Source organism: Paenibacillus sp. FSL R5-0473 (assembly GCF_038004565.1).
In the GTDB taxonomy this organism is placed as follows: Bacteria; Bacillota; Bacilli; order Paenibacillales; family Paenibacillaceae; genus Paenibacillus; species Paenibacillus amylolyticus.
The window spans coordinates 2812526-2833959 of record NZ_JBBORL010000001.1; the positions used below are offsets into that span (position 1 = coordinate 2812526).

The 21434-nt window shown below is 43.7% G+C and carries 20 protein-coding genes; 4 read left to right on the forward strand and 16 right to left on the reverse strand.

The genetic code is table 11. The features are described 5' to 3' along the window. Positions 1 to 521: 521 nt before the first annotated feature. Positions 522 to 2051 carry an exosporium glycoprotein BclB-related protein gene (locus MKY28_RS12210; protein WP_340936062.1) on the reverse strand — a complete coding sequence of 510 codons (1530 nt, stop codon included), beginning with the start codon at positions 2049 to 2051 and terminating at the stop codon, positions 522 to 524. Between the two features lie 283 nt (positions 2052 to 2334). Next, positions 2335 to 3795 (reverse strand): alpha-L-fucosidase, encoded by a 1461-nt coding sequence (locus MKY28_RS12215; RefSeq protein ID WP_036608312.1) that lies wholly within the window; start codon positions 3793 to 3795, stop codon positions 2335 to 2337. Between the two features lie 122 nt (positions 3796 to 3917). Between MKY28_RS12215 and MKY28_RS12220 the strand changes: the two genes are divergently transcribed. Continuing rightward, positions 3918 to 4763 carry an AraC family transcriptional regulator gene (locus tag MKY28_RS12220; protein ID WP_076249440.1) on the forward strand — a complete coding sequence of 282 codons (846 nt, stop codon included), beginning with the start codon at positions 3918 to 3920 and terminating at the stop codon, positions 4761 to 4763. 28 nt (positions 4764 to 4791) lie between these two features. On the opposite strand, the gene MKY28_RS12225 is transcribed toward MKY28_RS12220, so the two are convergent. Then, a complete protein-coding gene (locus MKY28_RS12225) occupies positions 4792 to 5877 on the reverse strand; it encodes a glycosyltransferase WbsX family protein (RefSeq protein ID WP_076249441.1) in 1086 nt (361 codons plus the stop codon). 61 nt (positions 5878 to 5938) lie between these two features. Then, positions 5939 to 7030, reverse strand: coding sequence for a hypothetical protein (locus MKY28_RS12230; RefSeq protein ID WP_076249442.1), 1092 nt, complete (start codon positions 7028 to 7030; stop codon positions 5939 to 5941). Positions 7031 to 7218: 188 nt separating this feature from the next. Between MKY28_RS12230 and MKY28_RS12235 the strand changes: the two genes are divergently transcribed. Beyond that, positions 7219 to 7626, forward strand: a complete 408-nt coding sequence (locus MKY28_RS12235; protein ID WP_235193806.1) for a hypothetical protein — start codon at positions 7219 to 7221, stop codon at positions 7624 to 7626. Positions 7627 to 7739: 113 nt separating this feature from the next. On the opposite strand, the gene MKY28_RS12240 is transcribed toward MKY28_RS12235, so the two are convergent. The 6 genes from MKY28_RS12240 to MKY28_RS12265 all read right to left on the reverse strand — a co-directional run bounded on the left by MKY28_RS12240 (position 7740) and on the right by MKY28_RS12265 (position 14348). Further along, positions 7740 to 9086 (reverse strand): glycoside hydrolase family 30 protein, encoded by a 1347-nt coding sequence (locus MKY28_RS12240; RefSeq protein WP_076249443.1) that lies wholly within the window; start codon positions 9084 to 9086, stop codon positions 7740 to 7742. 22 nt (positions 9087 to 9108) lie between these two features. After that, positions 9109 to 10752, reverse strand: coding sequence for a sugar ABC transporter substrate-binding protein (locus tag MKY28_RS12245; RefSeq protein WP_340936063.1), 1644 nt, complete (start codon positions 10750 to 10752; stop codon positions 9109 to 9111). A 37-nt stretch (positions 10753 to 10789) separates the two neighbouring features. Continuing rightward, entirely contained in the window at positions 10790 to 11677 is an 888-nt protein-coding gene (locus MKY28_RS12250) for a carbohydrate ABC transporter permease (RefSeq protein WP_017688674.1), read from the reverse strand. 15 nt (positions 11678 to 11692) lie between these two features. Beyond that, positions 11693 to 12682: an ABC transporter permease gene (locus MKY28_RS12255; RefSeq protein ID WP_206099103.1), complete on the reverse strand. Its 990-nt coding sequence runs from the start codon at positions 12680 to 12682 to the stop codon at positions 11693 to 11695. A gap of 118 nt (positions 12683 to 12800) precedes the next feature. Further along, positions 12801 to 13823 carry a LacI family DNA-binding transcriptional regulator gene (locus tag MKY28_RS12260; RefSeq protein ID WP_076317996.1) on the reverse strand — a complete coding sequence of 341 codons (1023 nt, stop codon included), beginning with the start codon at positions 13821 to 13823 and terminating at the stop codon, positions 12801 to 12803. A gap of 180 nt (positions 13824 to 14003) precedes the next feature. Then, entirely contained in the window at positions 14004 to 14348 is a 345-nt protein-coding gene (locus tag MKY28_RS12265) for a thioredoxin family protein (protein WP_340032895.1), read from the reverse strand. Positions 14349 to 14466: 118 nt separating this feature from the next. Between MKY28_RS12265 and MKY28_RS12270 the strand changes: the two genes are divergently transcribed. Next, complete coding sequence (locus MKY28_RS12270) at positions 14467 to 14604, forward strand: hypothetical protein (protein ID WP_167350856.1); 138 nt, start codon at positions 14467 to 14469, stop codon at positions 14602 to 14604. Between the two features lie 79 nt (positions 14605 to 14683). Here MKY28_RS12270 and MKY28_RS12275 read toward each other — a convergent pair whose 3' ends face one another. Beyond that, positions 14684 to 14977, reverse strand: a complete 294-nt coding sequence (locus tag MKY28_RS12275; RefSeq protein ID WP_036608336.1) for a DUF3817 domain-containing protein — start codon at positions 14975 to 14977, stop codon at positions 14684 to 14686. A gap of 205 nt (positions 14978 to 15182) precedes the next feature. Continuing rightward, the gene (locus tag MKY28_RS12280) at positions 15183 to 16151 is read right to left on the reverse strand and encodes a LacI family DNA-binding transcriptional regulator (protein WP_340032894.1); all 969 of its coding nucleotides are present in this window, start codon (positions 16149 to 16151) and stop codon (positions 15183 to 15185) included. Positions 16152 to 16308: 157 nt separating this feature from the next. Between MKY28_RS12280 and MKY28_RS12285 the strand changes: the two genes are divergently transcribed. Then, positions 16309 to 17742 (forward strand): glycoside hydrolase family 1 protein, encoded by a 1434-nt coding sequence (locus MKY28_RS12285; protein ID WP_340032893.1) that lies wholly within the window; start codon positions 16309 to 16311, stop codon positions 17740 to 17742. Between the two features lie 194 nt (positions 17743 to 17936). Here MKY28_RS12285 and MKY28_RS12290 read toward each other — a convergent pair whose 3' ends face one another. The 4 genes from MKY28_RS12290 to MKY28_RS12305 all read right to left on the reverse strand — a co-directional run bounded on the left by MKY28_RS12290 (position 17937) and on the right by MKY28_RS12305 (position 21407). Then, the gene (locus MKY28_RS12290; RefSeq protein ID WP_340033031.1) at positions 17937 to 18539 is read right to left on the reverse strand and encodes a sugar O-acetyltransferase; all 603 of its coding nucleotides are present in this window, start codon (positions 18537 to 18539) and stop codon (positions 17937 to 17939) included. Positions 18540 to 18577: 38 nt separating this feature from the next. Further along, positions 18578 to 19144: a sugar O-acetyltransferase gene (locus MKY28_RS12295; RefSeq protein ID WP_340032892.1), complete on the reverse strand. Its 567-nt coding sequence runs from the start codon at positions 19142 to 19144 to the stop codon at positions 18578 to 18580. 219 nt (positions 19145 to 19363) lie between these two features. After that, complete coding sequence (locus MKY28_RS12300) at positions 19364 to 20527, reverse strand: MFS transporter (RefSeq protein WP_076211793.1); 1164 nt, start codon at positions 20525 to 20527, stop codon at positions 19364 to 19366. Positions 20528 to 20654: 127 nt separating this feature from the next. Next, positions 20655 to 21407, reverse strand: a complete 753-nt coding sequence (locus MKY28_RS12305; protein WP_036670754.1) for a TrmB family transcriptional regulator — start codon at positions 21405 to 21407, stop codon at positions 20655 to 20657. Positions 21408 to 21434: the final 27 nt, after the last annotated feature.

Below are 21434 nucleotides of genomic sequence, written 5' to 3' on the forward strand. Positions count from 1 at the left end.
AAGAGATAACAGATCAGTCTATGATTTTTTACTTGGAAGTTTAGGAGATTGAATGAATCAGATTAAACCATGTGAGTGAATAGTTTGGGTGTTTGAATAATGCAATGAGAGTGAATGTCTATAAGCATTCATGTGGAAGGGTAATCTGGAGCGTTAGCAGAACGCTTGCTAAGGAGTGGTGGATATGACTTTCGATCGTGATTCGAGTGAGTGCTTAAACATTTTAATTACATATAATAGTCGATTAGGAATTTAATTGGATTTTATTGGTATAGTATAAAGTCATTATTCGATATACACAAGCACTATATTGAAAAATATAGAAAATAAGTCTATTTAATGCTTTTATGTGTCTGATGTCGCTTACGTATTTCAGCTTATTTTTCGTATTTATGCATTATTTTGATGAATAATAGTTTGTAGTAGTTCTATATAACCAAGACCTGACACTCAAAATTTCAAATCAAGAAAAAGAACGACATGAGAACTCTCATGTCGTTCATCTCAAAATTTATATCTCATCATGTAATGTTCACGCCGCCACTTGCATACCCGACAACCGTATTCACAAGTGTGAGTCCGGCTGCCGTTGCCGAGAACACCAGCAGCAGACGTGTCTGTGCAGTCACAGGTATAGTTAATCCGGTTGTTATGCCATTGGAGATACTACCCAATGCAATAATACCGGTGAGTGGAGGTGCCAGTGTAACAACCGCCCCCGGAACCGCAGTAAATGCATTATCAGGAGTAGGTGAACTGAATAATTGCGCAGTGATGGTCACCGTTGAACCAACTAAGGCCAAGGCTGCTGTGGTACTGAAATAGGCAGCAATCGAAGTTATAACGCCATCCCGTGGGACAGAGAATGCAAAGTTAATGAGTGGTCCGACAATCGTTCCCGTTAAATCAATCGTGCCACCCAGAATGCTGACTCCTGTTGCAGAGCTGCCGAAACCGATAAGGCTTGTCGTTCCCACCAGTCCACCAAGAATCGTTGTTAATATGGCAGGCCCGCCAGAAGCAAACGGTATGATGGCGCCAGAACCCGTAGCCCCAGTAACACCGGTGCTGCCAGTTACTCCCGCAATCCCAGTTGCGCCGGTAGCCCCGGTTACCCCTGCAATTCCCGCTGCACCCGTATCTCCTGTCACACCCGTTGCCCCGGTAGCCCCTGTGACTCCCGCAAGTCCAGCTGCCCCGGTAGCCCCGGTGACTCCGGTGGCTCCTGCTACGCCAGGATCACCTGTTGCTCCTGTAACGCCCGCTGCCCCAACAGCTCCTGTACTCCCCGTTACACCTGTCGCTCCTGTTGCGCCACCTGCTGGGCCTGCCGCACCCGTTGCTCCAGTAACACCTGTCGCACCTGCTGGTCCCTGGGCACCAGCAGCTCCCGGTGTACCAGCTGGACCTACACCACCCTGAGAACCAGCAGCGCCAGCCGGGCCTTGTGGACCAGGTACGCCCTGAGGACCCGCTGGTCCTGCAGGTCCTGCCGGACCTTGACTGCCTATGTTTCTAAGCCCTGTTGTGATTGCCAATTCGGTCGCCCGGATCAAAATGACCAGTTGATCTTTCTCAGCCGAATCGATATTCCCCTGTAAAATGACAGATAGGAGCACATCCAGCAATTGCTGCAAATTGGTTCCCACACTGATCGGAGAAAATGGAACGGCCTCTGCAGATACAATGGTAAGCTCCAAGATCGCTTCGAGATCTGCCTTGGTTCCCTTTTTCAAATCCGAGCAATGAACCAGAGCCAGTAATTTACGCAGTACCTCAATCAGAAGTGAAACATTGTGAGGCGTGGGATTGGCAAAAACCTGTACAATTGCTCCCTTCAACTCACCAATTAATTTGAGAAGGAATTCGGCTTCTTTGTCAAAACACTTAGGATGGTGGTTATTGTGATGATGATTGTGATGATGATTGTGGTGGTTATGATGGTGCTCGTGATGGTGTTCTTTGTGCTGCTCTTGGGGATGGTCACAGTCCTCAGCTTTTTTTTTCTTAAATCCGCTCCAACCATATCTGATGCGTTTCTTTGGTTTCATCTTTTTTGCAGATCCTCCTTAGTGAGTCTCAATCAATCCATTACAGGCGAACATCACTGGTTTGATGATATCAGTATATTAGCAAGCAAGAATTTCGTGATTATTATATAAGTAAATTTCCGAATTACAGTTTTCAGCTTGGAGGAACCTCCATTATCATGGAGAGGATTTTGCATGGAAGTCAGCCCTATGTATAGCCCAACCAAAAGAGCGCTATCCGATGAGTACAATACTCCTGGATGCGCCCTTTTTATATTTACAGTATTTAATTTATCTTTGCTGATTAGTCCAATTTAATTTTGAAAACAATAGGCGCATTACTTTTCACAGTTGTCGTTGTGATTGTCAGTGCGTCCGCTGTTCTCTCCCATTTCGGTTGTTCCTCGTAACCAAGTACCTGAATATCTTGAATGACCCCTTGAAAATGATGAGAATTTTCCTTCAGGGATTTAATCTGCACCACCCCGTTATCTGGATAGGCAAGAACCGTGGCATACAGACTGCTTTCTTTTAACGTAAACCGTATATCTTCACTCGTAAATATCTTCGTATCCCCATCCGTGAATTGCCCTTCCTTCACCTCTGTCGGACCCTCGCCAAACGTACGCCAGAATGACGTGTCATAGATCGCTTCCCCATTCACTTCCAGCCACTTGCCAATGCTCAGCAAAATCTCACGATCTTCTTCCGGTATGCTGCCGTCTGCTTTGGGCCCAATGTTCAGCAGTAAATTTCCGTTTTTGCTTACAATATCGACGAGATCCCGAATGATCTCTTCAGCCGTTTTATAGTTATTATTTTCCGTATAACACCATGAGTTTTTAGCGACAGCTGTATCCGTTTGCCAAAAATAGGGCTTGAGCTCAGCGAACTGTCCCCGCTCCACATCCGGAACGGCACTCCCAAACATGTAGGCCTCATGTTTATAATTGATAGCTACAGGCACGCCCCACTCTTCGCCTTTGTTATAATAATAGGCAGCAAATTTTTTAAGATAGGGTTTGAACGCAACCGTTTGAATCCACCAATCAAAATAAAAGACCTTTGGCTGGTATTGATCGACCAGTTCACAGCAGCGAATCAACCAGTCCTCCAGATACTCCTCGGTTGGAGGTGAGTCATACAAGTCGAAGTGATCCTTGGGTTCAGGCATGGCAGGCCAATAGAAATCCCCACGCTCCAGGGGTTCCTTAATATCTGAATCAAACTCCTTCCCGTGAGACATGAAGAACCAGTGCTCGGCGCGGTGAGACGACACGCATAAGGTCAGCCCCTGCTTCTCGTATGCAACCTTCATTTCACCCAGAAGATCCCGTTTGGGGCCCATTTCATATGTGTTATAGTGAGAGATAGAGCTTTTGTACATCTGAAAACCATCATGGTGCTCAGCCACAGGCATAACATATCTGGCTCCAGCCTGTTTGAATAACGTTGCCCATTCGTCTGCATCGAACTTCTCTGCACGAAACATTGGAATGAAGTCTTTATATCCAAAGTCCTTATGAGGTCCATACACCTCAAGGTGATGTTCATAAGCTTTGGTGCCTTGTATGTACATATTTCGCGAATACCATTCGCTATCATAGGCCGGTACAGAATATAGCCCCCAGTGAATGAATATGCCGAATTTCGCTTTTGGGTACCATTCTGGAACTTGGAAGGTGCTAAGCGAACTCCAATTGTCCTTGAATTTACCGCTCTCAATCGTTGCTTCAATATGTTGCAAATATTCGTTTTTGTCCATGAGATGTTCTCATCCCTTCTGTTATTGTCTGTAGTTGTATTGTAGTGCTACGGCTGAAAGATAGACATGCAGAACACTAACTTTTAGATGGACAATAATAACCTTGTATGGAGATGAAAAGTATGAATCATCAAACTTTGCTTACGAACTACCTGTCCAATCTCCAAGTCGAATTATTCATGGTCAATTACAATCGGTGCGATACGGATTGGCGGGATCTGGATTACACGCCCGATTACAGCAAGTTTTATTTCATATGCGAAGGTGAAGGTTGGCTCAAAATTGGGGATGAGGAGTATTACCCTGCACCTAATCAACTTATTTTAATGCCAGAGGGGATCCAACAGTCCTACTCTGCCATTAATGACCGTCCTTTTCTCAAATATTGGTGTCACTTTAGCGCAAAGGTTGGGGGAATCAATCTGTTCCAAATTCTGAAATTCCCACACATCTGTACGATAGATCAACCTGAGTTGATTCAAGCAATCTTCAGCAGTATCCTTACATATGCAAAATCCGATGAAGTCTATGGCCATATGATGGCCAAGAGCAAACTAACCGAGCTACTGTCCCACTATATAATGAATCTGGATCTGGATCAGATCTCTTTTATTAACGTGCCTGTCATGGAGAAACTGTCCACCATTCTGGCTTATATTGATTCCAACATCGAAGAGAATATTTCGGTTCAGGATCTGGCCCAGATCGCCTACATGCATCCGAATTATTTCATTCGATTCTTCAAGCAGCAGATCGGTGTTCCTCCGATCCTCTATATTACTGGCAAAAAAATCGATAAGGCCAAGGAGTTGCTGGCCTGCACCCCGAACACAATAACCACCATCGCCGAGCATCTCGGTTTCAGTGATTTGTATTATTTCTCCAGACAGTTCAAAAAGCATACAGGGTTAACTCCAACGGAGTACCGCAAACAACAAACGGGACTTACAACGAAACATGGTCTATAAATAAACTCAAAGCAAAGAGAGAGTTCCCTCATTCGGAACTCCCTCCTATAGACTTGTTTCTGTTCGATTCATGCTGAGTTACTTTCTTGAGTTCTCTCAAATAAGCATAACCATAGTTTTGATCCGGCTCAAGATATGCCCCTTCCGCCCACTCATTCCAGGCATTAACAAAAAGATATTCACTTTTGTACAGCGTCCTCGCTCGTTCCATCTGTCTGGACAGATACAGCCCAAACTTCTCTGGGGTGGCCCCGAGCGTACTCTGTCCGTCAACACCTCTCCGCGGTGTATTATCCCAATTGACAAAAGCACCTGGATAAACAATTTCTCCGTTACGGTGTGGTGTTCGTTCGAGAATGGAGGACCATACCTTGTCGTAATTCACAGCAATATGCTGCTGTCCCTTGATATTCATTTCGATCCAGATTCCATTCATATGTCCATGTGCAAACGTATAATGCGGTTCAAATTCCATACTCGCATCAAAGATCTGACCATTAAATGTAGGGAATCCACCAATGGTCTGCACAAAATGAATCCCTTTCAGGCCATGCTTCAAAGCCAATTCACGCCAAAACTGAATCATTTCCTCACATTGCGGAATACTGGCTGGTCGATAGATCAGAAATAATGGCTTATCTTCCACTCGAATATATCGTTTGTCCTTAAATACTTTTACCAGATAATTAAAATGTTCTTCCCAATCCTCTCGATCCCCATAGTTCTGGGCCATGAGAACATCGGATTCTTGCCCATCCCATTTTCTTGTCCATGTCTCATTGGCCCAGGACAAGCAAAAAGGAAAATCAGGCTCCCCACTTTCCAAAATTTCATTCACTGGTTTTTCCAGCAAACGCTTGCCTTTGAACCAATAATGATAATAACAAAATCCATAAATGCCATGTTGTTTAGCCGTTTCCGCTTGCCAATTTCGTACATCTGGATCGGAAAGATCATAATATTTCCCCTGAAACGGCTGCTTAGGCTGATGATGACCCGAATATAAAGGCGTGGCTTTTCTTACATTGGTCCATTCAGTAAAACCGTCCCCCCACCATCGGTCGTTCTCCTCAATCCGGTGAAATTGGGGCAGATGCAGAGCAATTACCTTCAATCAGAACTCCTCCAATGCAGCAACTTGATGCAGCCTACGCTCCTGTGATTTTTGGGATGATTTATATGAAAATGATATCCAGCAGTCGCAATGTTTTTTGTAGATGGGATTGATTATATTTCATGTATGCCAGAGCATGGCTAGCGGCCAGTCTCCTTGCATCAACACTCTGCCAGTAATGTTCAAACTTCAGAGTGAGTTCTTCACAAGAGTTGTATTGTTGAAAGTTACTAAGGTCAATCCCGTTGCTCTGATTCACAGATGGTCCTATGAGCTGAAACGTCCCACATGCGGCAATTTCCATCACGTTTTTGATTGATTCGCCACGATGAATAACCAGTTTACTTCCGTTATATAACATCTGACGAGCTTCATTCGTATGAACAGGCTTGAAATCCCCGATCTGTGCCCAACCCTTTCCATCTACCCGAACCTTTTTGTTATCCAAAAGACCCGATTTGGCAACAGCGTTGACGATGCCATCCGATTCTGCATCCCCGATGATATAAACATCCGATTCGTACTCCGAGGGAACAGCTTGCGGACAGAATATATGTGGATCAGGTGGCATGAACAGTTCATGACTACCAGTGCTTCCCATATGATGCTGATCATCGCTTATTTGGGTTGAATGTTGTGTAAACACGTGATCAAAAATCGGTAGAATAGTTTCGCTTTGATTCACTTGTTGATCGGCAGACAACCAGATGGCCTTTTTCACGGTGGATGTCCTTAATGCTGTAATATTCTCATCCGGCAAGTTTTCTCGGCTTCCGATAACCATAATCAGGTCAACATCATAGGAAGACAAACAGGCTGACACGGTTTCGATATATTTAATCTCATTCACATTTCTCACGAGATGTTTCAGACTCTGTTCAATCAGGACACAATGTGATGACATTTCTCGGTCATTACAAGGAGTGATAAGAAGCACATTTAACTCCTTATAGATCACTTTTGGTACTTCTCGGGTAGGTATGCTTCCCACCTGCATCATTTTCAGCCATTGCTGATTCAGTTCCAATTGCTGTACTTCCATATGTTTACGCATGGATTTGAGTTTCCTGTTCAGAACCACATTCATCTGTCTCAGGAATAACCGGTTCGCATCATGAACTGAACGTTTCTTTTTCGTGGACTTAACCTGCATTTTTGACTTCTTTTGGATAGCAAACCCTCCCGTTCCATACGAAAACATTCTCTGCCTACAATATGCATGACATAGTGTTTCGCTAACTCTTTTTTTGCAAAAGGGGCTTTATCCCAAGTATATAATGTGTGGCCACCCGGATCATTCCAGATCTTGTCCTCATAGAATATATGAATACTGTATAGGAGATGATATCTTTGCCAACTTTTGATAGCATCCTTGTCACCGGTAATCAGACCATTAACCAAGATCTGCAAGTTAATGGTAATCAAACCGTTGGTGTCGATCTAAACGTCAATGGCAGTCAGACCATAACAGGCAGCCTTCAAATCAACGCCAGCTCCTCGATTGTCAACCATTTGGGTGTAGGCGGAGTGATTGAAGCTGGAGATAGCGTTAAGGCCGCTACACAATTAATGGCACTTAATCAACCTACTCTTCCAGTCTCCCTCCCCGTTTTGCAACAATTCAGATATTACAATCCTGGTGTTGCAGGTCAACCCGGTCTGGTCTTAACAGGGACAGCTGGCAACCAATATATACTGTTCGTTGATGAGAGTAGTGGGACACCCCATCTCGCTATTCAGCCCGTATAATATAACCCTGAATAGATGAATTTCACCAAAAGAAGCGATATCCGAGTACATTCCGGATATCGCTTCTTTTGGTTTCTTTTCTGATGAAGCCTGGTTATAACTCCATCCATTTATTAATCTGTGATCAATACGGACATGACACTCTTGCTTTCCAGCTGGAACTTCATCAATACATCGTCGCGTAGCTTAACCTGTATGTTACCCGTCTTCTCCCCATCATTGAAGAGGACTAGAGCTACGGAACCATCGGCATTTTTAAAAGCCACAGAACAAATTCCATCATAACTGGATGTTGATTCGATCCGAACAGCCTTCGGACGGATCACAGCACTAAAATGAGCCAGAGCATAATAATCAAGTGTATACGTAAGTTCCTTTGTTTGCTGATTCACCTGTACGATGCCACGGCACGTACTTTGTCCAAAGCCAGGGACCGTAGGACCGTTGTTCTCATCAAGTGCCATATTCCAGAGTACAAATGACTTGCTGTAATTACGAAGAATGTGGATTCCCGTTCGCATCACATTCGAGAAGGCTTGCTCAAATGGCGGAATCCACTCCCCGCCTGAGCCTTCAGTGAAATGCACTTCTTTACCTGCAAAAGCTTCATAAACCTTCGTTTGAGCGGAAGCATCGCCCCCGTACCAGTGCCAGGCCACGCCGTCCACTTCATCTCCCGCTTGTTCAAGTACAGTCAGGGGATAGTCCGGTTGATCCCAGTTGTGATCGTAACAGAGAATCTTGGTTTGAATATTGTTTTGCACAAAGGCTGGTTTGAGATGGTTTTTGATAAAATCTGCTTGTGCTTCGGCTGGCATCAACATACCGGGATAGTGCCTTGGTTCATAAAGCGCCTCATTCTGTGGTGTGATGGCATGGATCGGTAATCCATGCTTGCCATACGCTTGAATGTATTTCACGAAATATTCAGCATAAACGGGATACCATTCAACCTTCAACTGTCCGGTAATCATCGATCCGCTCGTTTTCATCCATCCCGGTGCACTCCATGGTGAAGCAAACAGTTTCATTTCAGGATTCAATGCCAACGCCTTTTGCGTTAAAGGAATAACATCCTCTTCATCATGTGAAATACTAAATTGGGTTAATTCCGGGTCCGTCTGCTGTTCGGGCATATCGTTATAACTGTATACCGTTCTCGCATAGTCCGAAGCGCCCATCGGATTACGGATGACTGACAGCCCGATCCCTTTCTCCGGATGGAATAGTCGGGTCATGACCTCATCCCGTTGTTCCTCATTCAAGATTTGGTTGATCAAATAGGCAGATGAATCGGTAAAAGAAGCACCAAATCCGTCCATCTCCTGATACGTTAGCTGATCATCCAGATGGATGGTCGTTGTCTCCTTATCAGCATCCAGTGGTTTCAATTGATCTTGGGTTAGAGATACAAATAAATCTTCTTCACCCGTAGATTTGTACATTTTAAATGTAGTCATAAGATTCTCCTTCATATTTCTATTATTGAATGCCTAGTTTCTCTTTGTTCAATTTCATCTTTTCACTGCGTACCTTCACAATCTCTTCCCAACGATTCTCACCTAAAAATGACTTGTAAGAAGCCAGTGCATTGTCATACGAGGCATCATCCTTGGAACGTACCATACTGACCAGTGTTGTATTCCACTTCGTATTGATTGCTGACAACGCACGAGCTTCAGGTGTACCTTGATCCGGGCTAATATTCTCCAGAATAAAGTGTGGTTTCAGCTTGCCTTTGCCCCACTCCTGCATCTGTTTAATCGCTTCAGGAAAAGCATCTGCACTGAGTGCTTTGTGGCGGTCATGACCGAAGAACATAAACTCACCCATTCGATAATCCTTTTTAAATTGATCCGCATTATGCAGTTGCATGTCTTTCACTGCTGGCAGTAATTCTACACTACCGTCGGCTTTGGTTTGGAAGGTCTCCCCTTCGATCCCGTAATTCATAAGCGTCTGTCCTTCTTCACTCAATAAGTACGTAAAGATTTGAATTGCCTTGGCCGGGTCTTTACAGTCCTTGGAAATAAAGTTGATCATCCAGCCTGTAATACCGGACTGATTCAAGGTTGGCTCATTGCCCTTGGTACTCTGTGGCCCATCAATGGCGACGTATTCTTTGCCTTCATTGGCGCTCATATAAATTTGCAGGTTTCCTCCCTGTTGAGGTGTGCCATCCAGCAACATCGTTGCATATTTTCCCGATTTCACTTTCTCTTCAAAAGCCGTACCATCATCGGCAAAACTGTCATCACTGATATTGCCGTCTCTATACACGGTGTTCAATGTTTTCAACCACGTGAGGTAATCTTCATCCAGGTTACGATCATAGAATTCTCCATTCTCGTTCTCAAGCGGAACACCAATGAAGTCTTGCAACGTATCTCCGAGTGAACCCGTTCCTTCACCAATGGAGTTGAATCCAAACGGGATCAGCGCAGGGAACTCTTGCTTAATTCGTTTCATCACACTCTGGAATTCTTCTGGCGTTCCAATGACCGGACTACCCAAAGCTTCGTACACATCTTTACGAATGATAAATGCGGTTTTGGCAGGAATGTTACCGCTATCATAATCCTCTTGCGTATTGGAATAGTTCGGGTAACCGTAGGTTTTACCATCCGCCAATTGGAACCAGTTCAATGTATCGGCAGCCGCAACTTTATTGAAGTAAGGATCATATTTTTCCGCCAGATCGTTCAGCGGCATCGCCCAAGTTGCAGCTTTTTGTACCACAGGAGAATTGGAGTCAAATACCGTCAGCAAGTCAGGCATATCTCCACCGGCGAAAAAGGTGTTTAACTTGGTATCATCACCCGTGATAAATTTAATATTGATGTTCAGATCCTCTTTGATTTTCTTGGTAACAATGTCCTTGCCAAAATCGGTGTTCCACCAGTCCGCATTGACGTACCATGTCAGGTCGGTAGCCTCTTCCTTTTTATCCAACTGCCAAGCTGGCTTTTCCGGGTCGACCGTATAACGATCTTCAATGGATACCCAGTTCCCTTCACTAGAGCCACCCGATCCACCACTGCAACCTGTAATCATAAGTACGGCTGTGAGCAGTGTTGCGAGCAATCTAATCCCTTTTTTGCCTGATGTCTTGTTCAACTTCAACATATTTTTGTTCCTCCTCAAAATGGGGTATTGGTTGCTCCTATTCCTTGACTGCTCCGAGCATCATTCCCGAGATAAAGTATCTCTGAACGATGGGATAGATCAGCACAATAGGGAGTGTTGTAATGACAATGGTGGCTAACTGCACGCCTTTGGTCGTTGTTTCAATAACAGCTGAACCCCCGACATTTTGCATGGATTGTGTCTGTGACTGTACGATAATCTCGTACAACATCATCTGGAGTGGATACAGTGACTGATCGGTAATGTATAACTTGGTTGTCATGAAGTCGTTCCATTGCCCCACCCCATTAAATAGCGCAATCGTAGCCATGGCAGGCATGGAGAGTGGAATGAAGATTTTCAGGAAAATATGCCAATCGCCTGCGCCGTCAATCTTGGCCGATTCTTCCAGAGAATCCGGGACATTCCGGAAGAAATTCATCAGAATCACGACATCATAGAAGCTGAATAACGCCGGGATAATGTACACCCAGAAGCTGTTAAGCAGGCCAAGTGATTTGATTAACAGATACGTCGGGATCATGCCACCGGAGAAGAACATTGTAATAACACCCATGGCAACGTATAATTTACGGCCTCTTATGTACTTTTTGCTCAGACCGTAACCAACCATGGCACAAAAGAACACATGTGTAACAACGCCAATCGTTGTTTTGGACACCGATATGAAGAAGGCCTGCCAGATGCCCTGATCATTGAATACAGCTCTGTAATTCTCCAGCGAGAATTCCGGTGACCAGAAGATGAACCCACCTTCCGCCAACGCTTTGCCTGAGCTAAAGGAAGAGATGATGACATTCCAGAGCGGAACCAGAATAACGATCGTACAGATGATTAACAAAATCATATTTAAGGTATCAAAGATCCGACTATCGAGATCTTCTTTTGCCACCTTTCCATTCACGCGGGATGCCTCCTTCTACAACACAGATTGATTATCGTTTAATTTGCTTGTGATTTTGTTTGCCGTGACGAGCAGAATGACAGAGATGATGGAGACACCCAAGCCAACGGCCGTTGCATATGAAAAGTCGCCCTGAGACATCCCCATACGATAGACGTACGAATTGATGACTTCTGCTTTGTCGCGGTTCTGGGAGTTCATGAGAACCAGTGTCTGATCCAGATTGGACCCTAATAAACCGCTTACAGTTAGAATCAGATTTAGGCTGATAATGGATCTCATATTAGGCAATGTGATATTCCAGATCTGTCTAAGACGGCTTGCACCATCAATTTTGGCCGCTTCATAATACGTAGGATCAATCTTTGCCATGATCGCCAGATACAGAATCGTTCCCCAACCTGCTTCTTTCCAAATATCCGATAACGTAGCAATCCACCAATACTTGCCTGCATCCAGCAAGATGTTCTGCGGTTGCGAGATCACTCCCAGGCTAAGTAACAACTGATTAAATAAGCCCGTTGTCGAAAACCAGGTGATCAGCATTCCCCCAAGTACGATCCAAGACAAAAAGTGAGGCAAATATGAAACCGTTTGCACAAACTTCTTGAAGCGTCCGCTGTTTAACTCGTAGATCATGATCGCGAGAATGATCGGAATGACAAACCCGATACCTAATTTCAAAAAACTGATCCCCAGCGTATTCACGACCGCATCCCAGAAGTATTTGTCTGACAAAATGATTCTGAAATTATCCAGACCTACCCAAGGAGCGGTAGCGAGCGTATCAATGACCGTGTAATTTTTGAAGGCAATCGTCAAACCGTAAATCGGAATATAACAGAAAATAATCATAAAGATAATGCCAGGGATAATCATCGATTGAATCTCCCACTGTCTCCGATAATCGACTATGAATTCTTTAATCCGTTGTCCGATGGGTTTCTTCCCATTGGGACTGATCGCATTTTTACCGGTTGAAGTCTCTACGGCTAATTTATCCACGTTTTTTACTCCCCTCCATCATGTATACATGTTTATAAAAACGTTTTTATTTTTGGACATAAAAAACCCCTTTGTTTTTATTTATGTAAAAAAAGACCGGAGAAGAAGCTGAGTCAACTTATGTACGGTAGTCTTTCCGGTCGATCTTCACATGGCTTGAACCTCTCACCACCAGCTCACCCGTCAATTTCTGTGCAGCCCCTTGTTCTTTCTCCTTGATCATACCCACCAGTTGATTGATTGCCAGGATACCCTGTCTTGCAATTTGATTTCTTACCGTTGTAAGCGGTGGAGAAAAATACTGTGCGATATCAATATCGTCAAAACCCACGACACTAACATCTTGAGGCACTTCAAAGCCCTCAGACTTCAACGCATGCATACAGCCAATTGCACTCAAGTCATTCCCTGCAAGAAATGCATCAGGTCGCTTGCCGGGGTGCAAATGAAGAAAAGATTTTATCGCACTATACGTGCTCTCCTCCTCAAAATACCCTTGTATAATGTAATCTTCATCGATTGGAAGCTGGTATTCATGCAAGGCAGCCAAATAGCCGTCTCTACGCTGCACACTGTCAAACATCGTGTCCACACCCGAAATATAAGCAATTTTCTTGTGCCCCAGCCCAATTAAATACTTGGTAGCTTCATAAGCCGCCACGTACGAGTCAAAAATGACACTTCCCATCGTATCACTCTGATAGACCCGATCCAGAAAAACCGCCTTGATCTTGTCTTTCTCCATGGCGATAATATCTTGCTCATCAATCCGAAGCTCTTCGTAGATAATGACACCATCCACCCGCCGACCCAAAATATTACTCATAATAACGTGTTTATCCTTGGTCACAAATACATTCAAACCATACCCAAGACGATCACATTCGCGAGACATTGACTCAACCAGCTTATAGAAATACGGACCTGATACACTTGTGGTGAAAAAACCGAGCATTTTGGTTTGACCGGACTTCAATAGCTTGCCATTCAGATTGGGCACATAATTTAAACGCTCTGCCACCTTAAGAACATGTGATTTCGTCTCCGGGTTCAAGACATCCACACCATTCAAGGCGTTGGAGACCGTAGATATGGATACGCCCGCTTCCCTTGCTACATCTTTAATCGTTATCTTTGCCATAAGTTTTGTTCCTTTACTATAAAAACGTTTTTATAATGTTTAAATTATCATAAAACCGTTTTCATGGCAACACTTTAATTTGCGAGTTCAGGCATCATATACTTTATTCATAGCTATAGGCCACTGCGGGCGCAAAAAAACGGCTCATGTATGAGCCGCCGTTCATGAAGGTTTAGCTTTCTATTCCTCATCTTGGATATACATGGAGTGAATCTGTTGCAACTGCTCTTCCAGACGTTCCAAGCGAACAAAACGATCTGCTCGAATATATTCCTTCTGCTCCACAAGCATGATCATTGTTGGAACGGTAAAAATAAGAAACTTGGAAGCAACCTCTTCCACTTCATTAGCATTAATGTGACCCAGGTATACCGATGGATAAGGTTCAAGCAACATCCTGATCTTAGGAAGTAAAGCGTGACATACACTGCACTCTGGACGAGATACATACAAAAAAACCAATTCATGTTGTTGAATAACTTCTTCAACCATTTCTATGGATGTTAACTCATGAATATCTTTCATAGAAGCTCAACCCTTTCAGTCATTCAATAGCTTGCTCATTTAAACTTTTTCTTTTCAAGTGTAGCCTATATGCGTTAGAATCAAATGGAATATATCCCCATATGAAAGAGGTTATGGTATGAAAAAATCATTCTTATTTCTGTTCACTGCTCTGGTAGTTGTTACTTCCTTCTCAGCATATGCACCTGTGTCGAATGCCTCTGGCGATATTGGAGTCAGCTTATTGTCCGATCGTCAGCAAGGTACAGTAAAGTAGAACTTGTACAGAAAGTAACAGGCGACAATTCGGATAACATCTGAATTAGTCGCCTGCTTTCATTTATTCTTATTGATTTTTATTTCCAATCTCTCTTTCGAAGATAAGATTCGAATACAAAAGTACCAAACGGCAGTAGACCGGCGAGTCCACCCATTAACCAGCGTGTTATCTTCCACTTTTTGACCAGAGCCAAATGCACTAGTGCAATAAGATACAAAGGAAATAAAATACCATGAATCATGCCCATTACGGCTACAGCGGAAGAGATATCTGCAAAATATTTCAGAGGCATAGCAATAAAAATCAACAGAAGTAAGGATACACCCTCCCATATGCCCGCAATTCTGAATCGGCCTGTCACTGTCTTCATAAAGTCCATTCTCACCTTTCATGCTAATCGTTTGTGAAATATGTAACTTGTAACATGATACAAAAACCTCACGCCACATCTCTGTACAGATATGTCGTTCTGAAGCTCATATTCAGTATAACGTATGTGTCCGATTCGAAGATGCTTCAAATTTGAATAATTATTGAATCCATAAAACCAGATTCCCACATCAGGTCTTACGGATTCAAGTCGTCTCACGCTCAATCAGCTGGTATGTCAGCTGTTCGGTCTGTAACTCCGTTTTACCCAATACGGCCCACAATTGATGGAAAGCCTGGGTGGCTTGCTCCGCAATCGGATTGTGTATGGTCGTGATTCCAAGAACACGGGAAAGCTCGATATCATCAAACCCCACAATGGCGAGTTGTTCCGGTACCTGAATTTTCCGTCTGCGTGCTTCACTAAGAATGCCGATGGCTGCATAATCATTTGAACATAATACGGCCTGTGGCAGTTCTGGCCCCTCAGCCATTCTTCGCATCGCTTCTTCGCCATCGGAGGAGCTAAATACGGAATATTGATATGCTTCAGTCCACACATGCAACCCTCTGCTCTTCATGAAAGATTCATAGGCTTCACGGCGGCTCTGGGTATTCAAACTTTCAGCCCTGCCAAATGCATTTGCAATTCGGGTGTATCCTCTCGAAACCAGATGCTCCAGAGCTAACTTATACCCTTCTGCCTGATCCATAGCAACAGACGGAATCTCGTCATTCCCCATTCGCTGCCAGGAGACAATCGGACCGTATTCCATATACGCCTTTAATTTCCGAGGATCATTAACACAAGCAATAATAACTAGCCCATCGACTCGTTTACTGCGCAGATCTTCGAACGCCTGCAATTCAATCTCCGGATCTCCACGGGATGTATAGATAATCGTCTGAAACCCAAAATCCATGGCTGTATCAATGAATTGATTCATGAAGGTAAGAATGATCTCACCTGTGGTAGAGGTCACAATTCCAATCTGCTTTGTTTGCCCTGTCGATAACGATACCGCATTCCGGTTGGGAATATAATTCAACTGTTTCATAATATCCGTTATGATCTGTCTTGCTTCATCACTAACATGCGGAGAATGGTTAATCACTCGTGACACTGTCGCTTTTGAGTAACCAGACCGCTTCATAATTTCATCAAACTTGGACATCGGAGACTCCCTTCTTGCTAACGAACTATAGAATAATAGTATGCCTTAATTTGAGGTCAAAAGTAAAACTTGACGTGTAACCCGTTACAACGTTTAAGCTTTTTTTATGTCATATATGAATCATCTTAAAATCAATTTGATGAATGGAGCGATACACATGAGCAACTCTCAAAATCATACTTATCAATTCCCGGAAAATTTCCTATGGGGTGGCGCAATTGCAGCCAACCAGGCTGAAGGTGCATACAATCAAGGCGGCAAAGGATTATCTACTCAGGATGTAGCTCCCAAAGGCATCATGGGTCCAATCACGGAAGAACCAACCGAAGATAACATGAAACTGATCGGTATCGATCTGTATCATCGCTACAAGGAAGATGTGAAACTGTTTGCCGAGATGGGCTTCAAGGTATTCCGTACTTCCATCGCCTGGTCCCGTATTTTCCCAAAAGGGGACGAGCTGGAACCAAATGAAGAAGGTCTGCAATTCTACGACGATCTGTTTGACGAGTGTCACAAATACGGGATCGAACCACTGGTTACGCTATCCCACTATGAGACACCTCTTCACTTGTCCAAAGAGTACGACGGCTGGGTTAACCGAAAAATGGTTGGATTCTACGAGCGTTATGTAACTGCCGTATTTAAACGTTATAAAAACAAAGTAAAATACTGGCTTACTTTTAACGAAATCAATTCGATTCTTGAAGCGCCATTCATGAGTGGTGGTATCTACACACCTAAGGAGAAGCTTAGCAAGCAAGATCTGTATCAAGCGATCCATCATGAGTTTGTAGCCAGCGCTTCCGCTGTGAAGCTCTGTCATGAGATCATTCCTACGGCACAGATTGGTTGTATGATGCTCAGTATGCCTACCTACCCGCTGACACCGAATCCGGACGATATGATCAAAGTCATGGAATTCGAGCATAGCAACTATTTCTTCGGTGATGTACACGTAAGAGGTCGCTACCCTGGTTATATGAAACGTTACTTCCGTGAAAATGGAATCGAGATTCAGATGGAAGCTGGCGACGAGGAAATGTTGCTGAATACGGTAGACTTCATTTCTTTCAGTTATTACATGAGTATCTGTCAGACAGCAGACCCGGAGAAACAAATCGCAGGTGAAGGTAATCTGCTTGGGGGTGTACCTAACCCTTATCTGCCAGCAAGTGAATGGGGATGGCAGATTGACCCGCAAGGATTGCGTTATGTGCTTAACATGTTCTATGACCGCTATCAAAAACCACTGTTTATTGTAGAGAATGGTCTTGGTGCTGTTGATGAATTGATCACGGATGCGGACGGCGAGAAAACAGTTGAAGATGACTACCGAATCCAGTATCTGAATGATCATCTGGTTCAGGTTGGCGAAGCCATTGAAGATGGCGTTGAAATTATGGGTTATACTTCATGGGGTTGCATTGATGTTGTCAGTGCGTCTTCTGCCCAGTTGAAAAAACGTTATGGCTATATCTATGTGGATCGTCATGACGATGGATCAGGAACACTCGAACGTTATCGCAAGAAATCCTTCCATTGGTACAAAGAAGTGATCAGCAGTAACGGGAAAAGTTTGCAGCGTTAAGGATCTTTAAGCAAATGTAACAGATACCTTCTTCTATCCCTCAGACATATCACATGAAAAGTGGTCGGTCATACGATACCTTGGCATGTTTTCTGTCTGGGGGATTTTATTTTTATTTTCAAAAAGAAACACCCGATGATACACATCGGGCATTCTCATTAGCTACGATCACGTTGTTCACTATTTATTCTTCACTAGATGTTCTTCACTACATCCCTGCTGTACTTGGTTTTGTCTTCTTCCGTTATCTTGCGAAGGACCCTGCAAGGATTACCCGCAGCAATCACACCAGAAGGTATACTTTTGGTCACTACGCTCCCTGCGCCGATGATCGTATTATCTCCAATCGTCACACCGGCAAGAACTGTCACACCGCCACCGATCCACACATTATTGCCCACCGTGATGGGTCCAACGATCTCCAGACCTTCATTGCGCTGCTCAACATCATAAGGGTGACCTGCTGTATAAAATCCGCAATTGGGAGCAACAAAAACGTTATCTCCAAAACTGATTTTTCCTCCATCCAGCATGACAATATTATGATTGCTATAGAAGTTCTCACCAATTTCAATATTATAGCCGTAATCACATACAAATGGCTGTTCAATCAGGAAACGATCCGTCGTTTTCCCCAGCAGTTTCTTGATTAACGCTTCTCTTTCATTGATCTTGGCTGGATGGAGCTGGTTATAATCGTAACAAAGCCCTTTGGCATGTAAACGCTCTTGAATTAACTCTTGATCATAATTGGCGTTATACAAGAGCCCTAATTGAGATTTCTCTTTTTCAGTCATCATTTCGTAAGCACTTCCCATCTTCTATCTAAAATAAATTAAAGCTCAATCTCTCTAATAATTCTAGCAGGATTACCGCCCACGATCATATTATCGGGAACATCCTTTGTAACCACAGACCCGGAAGCAATGACCACGTTGTCTCCAATGATAACCCCCGGATTAATAACGGCTCTACCACCAATCCATACATTATTGCCAATCGTGACTGGCTTGCCATATTCTGCACCCGTATTGCGTTCATGCGGATGGAGTGGATGAGTAGCCGTATAGATATGTACATCTGGTCCCATTAAGCAATGGTCTCCAATACGAACTTCACACACATCTAATATCGTACAGTTAAAATTGCTATAAAAATGATTGCCTACATGAATGTTATATCCATAATCCACATGAATATTAGGTTCCATGCCCAGGTGTTCACCTGTAGATCCCAACAGCTCCTTCAATAACTTGGTGCGAAGCTCACCGTCCGTTTCCGTCGTTTGATTGAACATTCGCGTCATTTTCCTTGCATACTCTCTGTCCTCAGACAATTGAAGATCCGAAGCCATGTACAGCTCGCCATCCAGCATTTTTTGTTTTTCCGTCTTCGTAGTCATGATCACCGCTCCCTCAATACACATCATGTAATGCAACATTAAACAACACTTTTAAAAACTATTTTAATTATATAGATTAGTATGAATAAAGCAAGTTTTGCTCGATATGAAAATGGTTTATTCTACTGACGCGTACTCTAGCGAAACAGCAAAAAAACCTCTACACCCATTAGACTATGGGAATGCAGAGGTTCAAGCTTTTTGTCTAATTTCTTTATTCTAAGCAACCGCCTGAACGGTTTTTTCCTTAACGCTAATGGCATAGATGGCAGTCACCAAACCAAGCAGAATCAGAACAGAACCAACCCATCCGGTGTTCAGAATCGATGAATGATCGATCACCATGCCGCCGATATAGGTACCCAGTGCAATACCTGCATGGGCAATACCTGAGTTGGTGCTGATTAGCGTTTCGGCTGTTTCCGGCGAAGTTTTGATAATGAGACTATTCTGCACAGGCGTAACGGTCCAGCTCAGTGCACTCCAGATGCTTAACAACAGTAAGAAGGCGATCAAAGGCAATCCCACACTGAACGGAATGACAGCCATACTCACGATAAAGGGAATCAGCACAATGATAATGGCTTTAGCAGGATGCAGACGATCGGATAACATGCCCCCGATGCCTCCACCTGCAACAGCGGCGATTCCAAACATCATATAGATAAAGGTGACCATCGTCGCACTGGCACCCAGCGTTTCTTGCAAGAATGGCGTGAAATACGCATATAAAGTCAAATGACCCGCAAGCACAAGCAAAGTTGTAGCATGGATTGCCAACATTTTTGGATTCCACAGAGCCGTAAGCTGTTTCTTCAGGGATACAGCAGGAATAGGCTGCACACGATCCATCGCAATCCAGATGGCCACCATAACCACTGCTGTGAGAATAGCGATCAACATAAACACCTCACGCCAGCCTGCCAAGTTACCTACAAAGATTCCAAGAGGTACACCCAGGATAAGTGATGCACTACCTCCCATCGTAATGATGCCCACGGCGCGTCCTTTATACTGTGGTTCCACAATGCGAGCTGCAAGGGTCAGGGAGAGCACAAAAATAAGTGAGCCCGTGGCGGCTCCGAGCGCTCTGCCCGCCATCAGCATATAAAAGCTGGAACTAAATGCAGAGATCAGATTACTGATCAGAAATACAAACAACGTACACATATATACTTTTTTACGCTCGAATCTGGCCGTCATATTTAATAAAATCGGCGCAGACAACGCATAGACAAGTGAGAAAATAGAGATTAAATACCCGGCTTTCGCTAGGGAAAGATGAAGATCCGTAGCAATCAAGTCCAGAATTCCGCCCAAGATCAGTTCAACGGTTCCGACCACAAATGCTGCGATAGCAAGCACATATACTTTTTTATTCATTTTTGAATCCTCCTCAAAAAGTTACAACTACGATAGTAACCCATAAGAATGAAAGTTTCAATAGTTATTTTCATGACTGTTTTCAAACAAAGATATAACAAAAAAACTATCCTCCAAGAGAATAGTTTTAATAGATTAATCTGGTGAGCAGTTTCTCGATTTCAGCATCCTGTAACAGTTGGTCACCGTATTTTTTGGTAATCTGAGTAAGGGCAACATCATGGTAGAAATAATCAGTCATCGCTTTGACAATCGGTTTGGACATCGTCTTGATCGCTCGCCATGAATCGTGCTCCACACCGGCAAACAGCAAATACGCATGATCCACAATAAGCAGCTGTGAAGGTTCTGGCGCATCAAGCAATGGAATCAACGAGTATATCCGGTTTAAGGATGTCTCCATTCCCCCAACGGCAAGCACTTCAACGTACACGCCCTGCTTTTCCTTCTGCTCCAGCAGTTCACGATATTTCTCCATTCGCTCATTCCAGGCCAGAAAAAGAATTGATGAATCAGCTTCCTCGATCAGCTGTTCAATATTTGATGCGATGGACGACTCATCTTTTAACGTCCAGATATGTTCATCGGTGAATGTACGTTTGATTTTGTAACTCTTCAATTCCTCAATATCTTTCTCAAAATCAGCCTTGATCTTATGAATAATAGATTGAAGATCCACAGCCATATATAGTTTCTTCTTCCCATCCATCGTTGTCAGCACCGTTCCCTTGTCGATCAGACGGTTGAGCACTTCATAGATTTTGGCTTTGGGAACGTTGGAGTAATTAACAATCGATGTGGCATCAAGCGGTTCATCCTGGGCAAATATAGCCTCGTATACCTGACTTTCATATTGTGTAAACCCGAATTTCTGCAACATGGTTTGGATCGGCGCATCCCTTCTTAG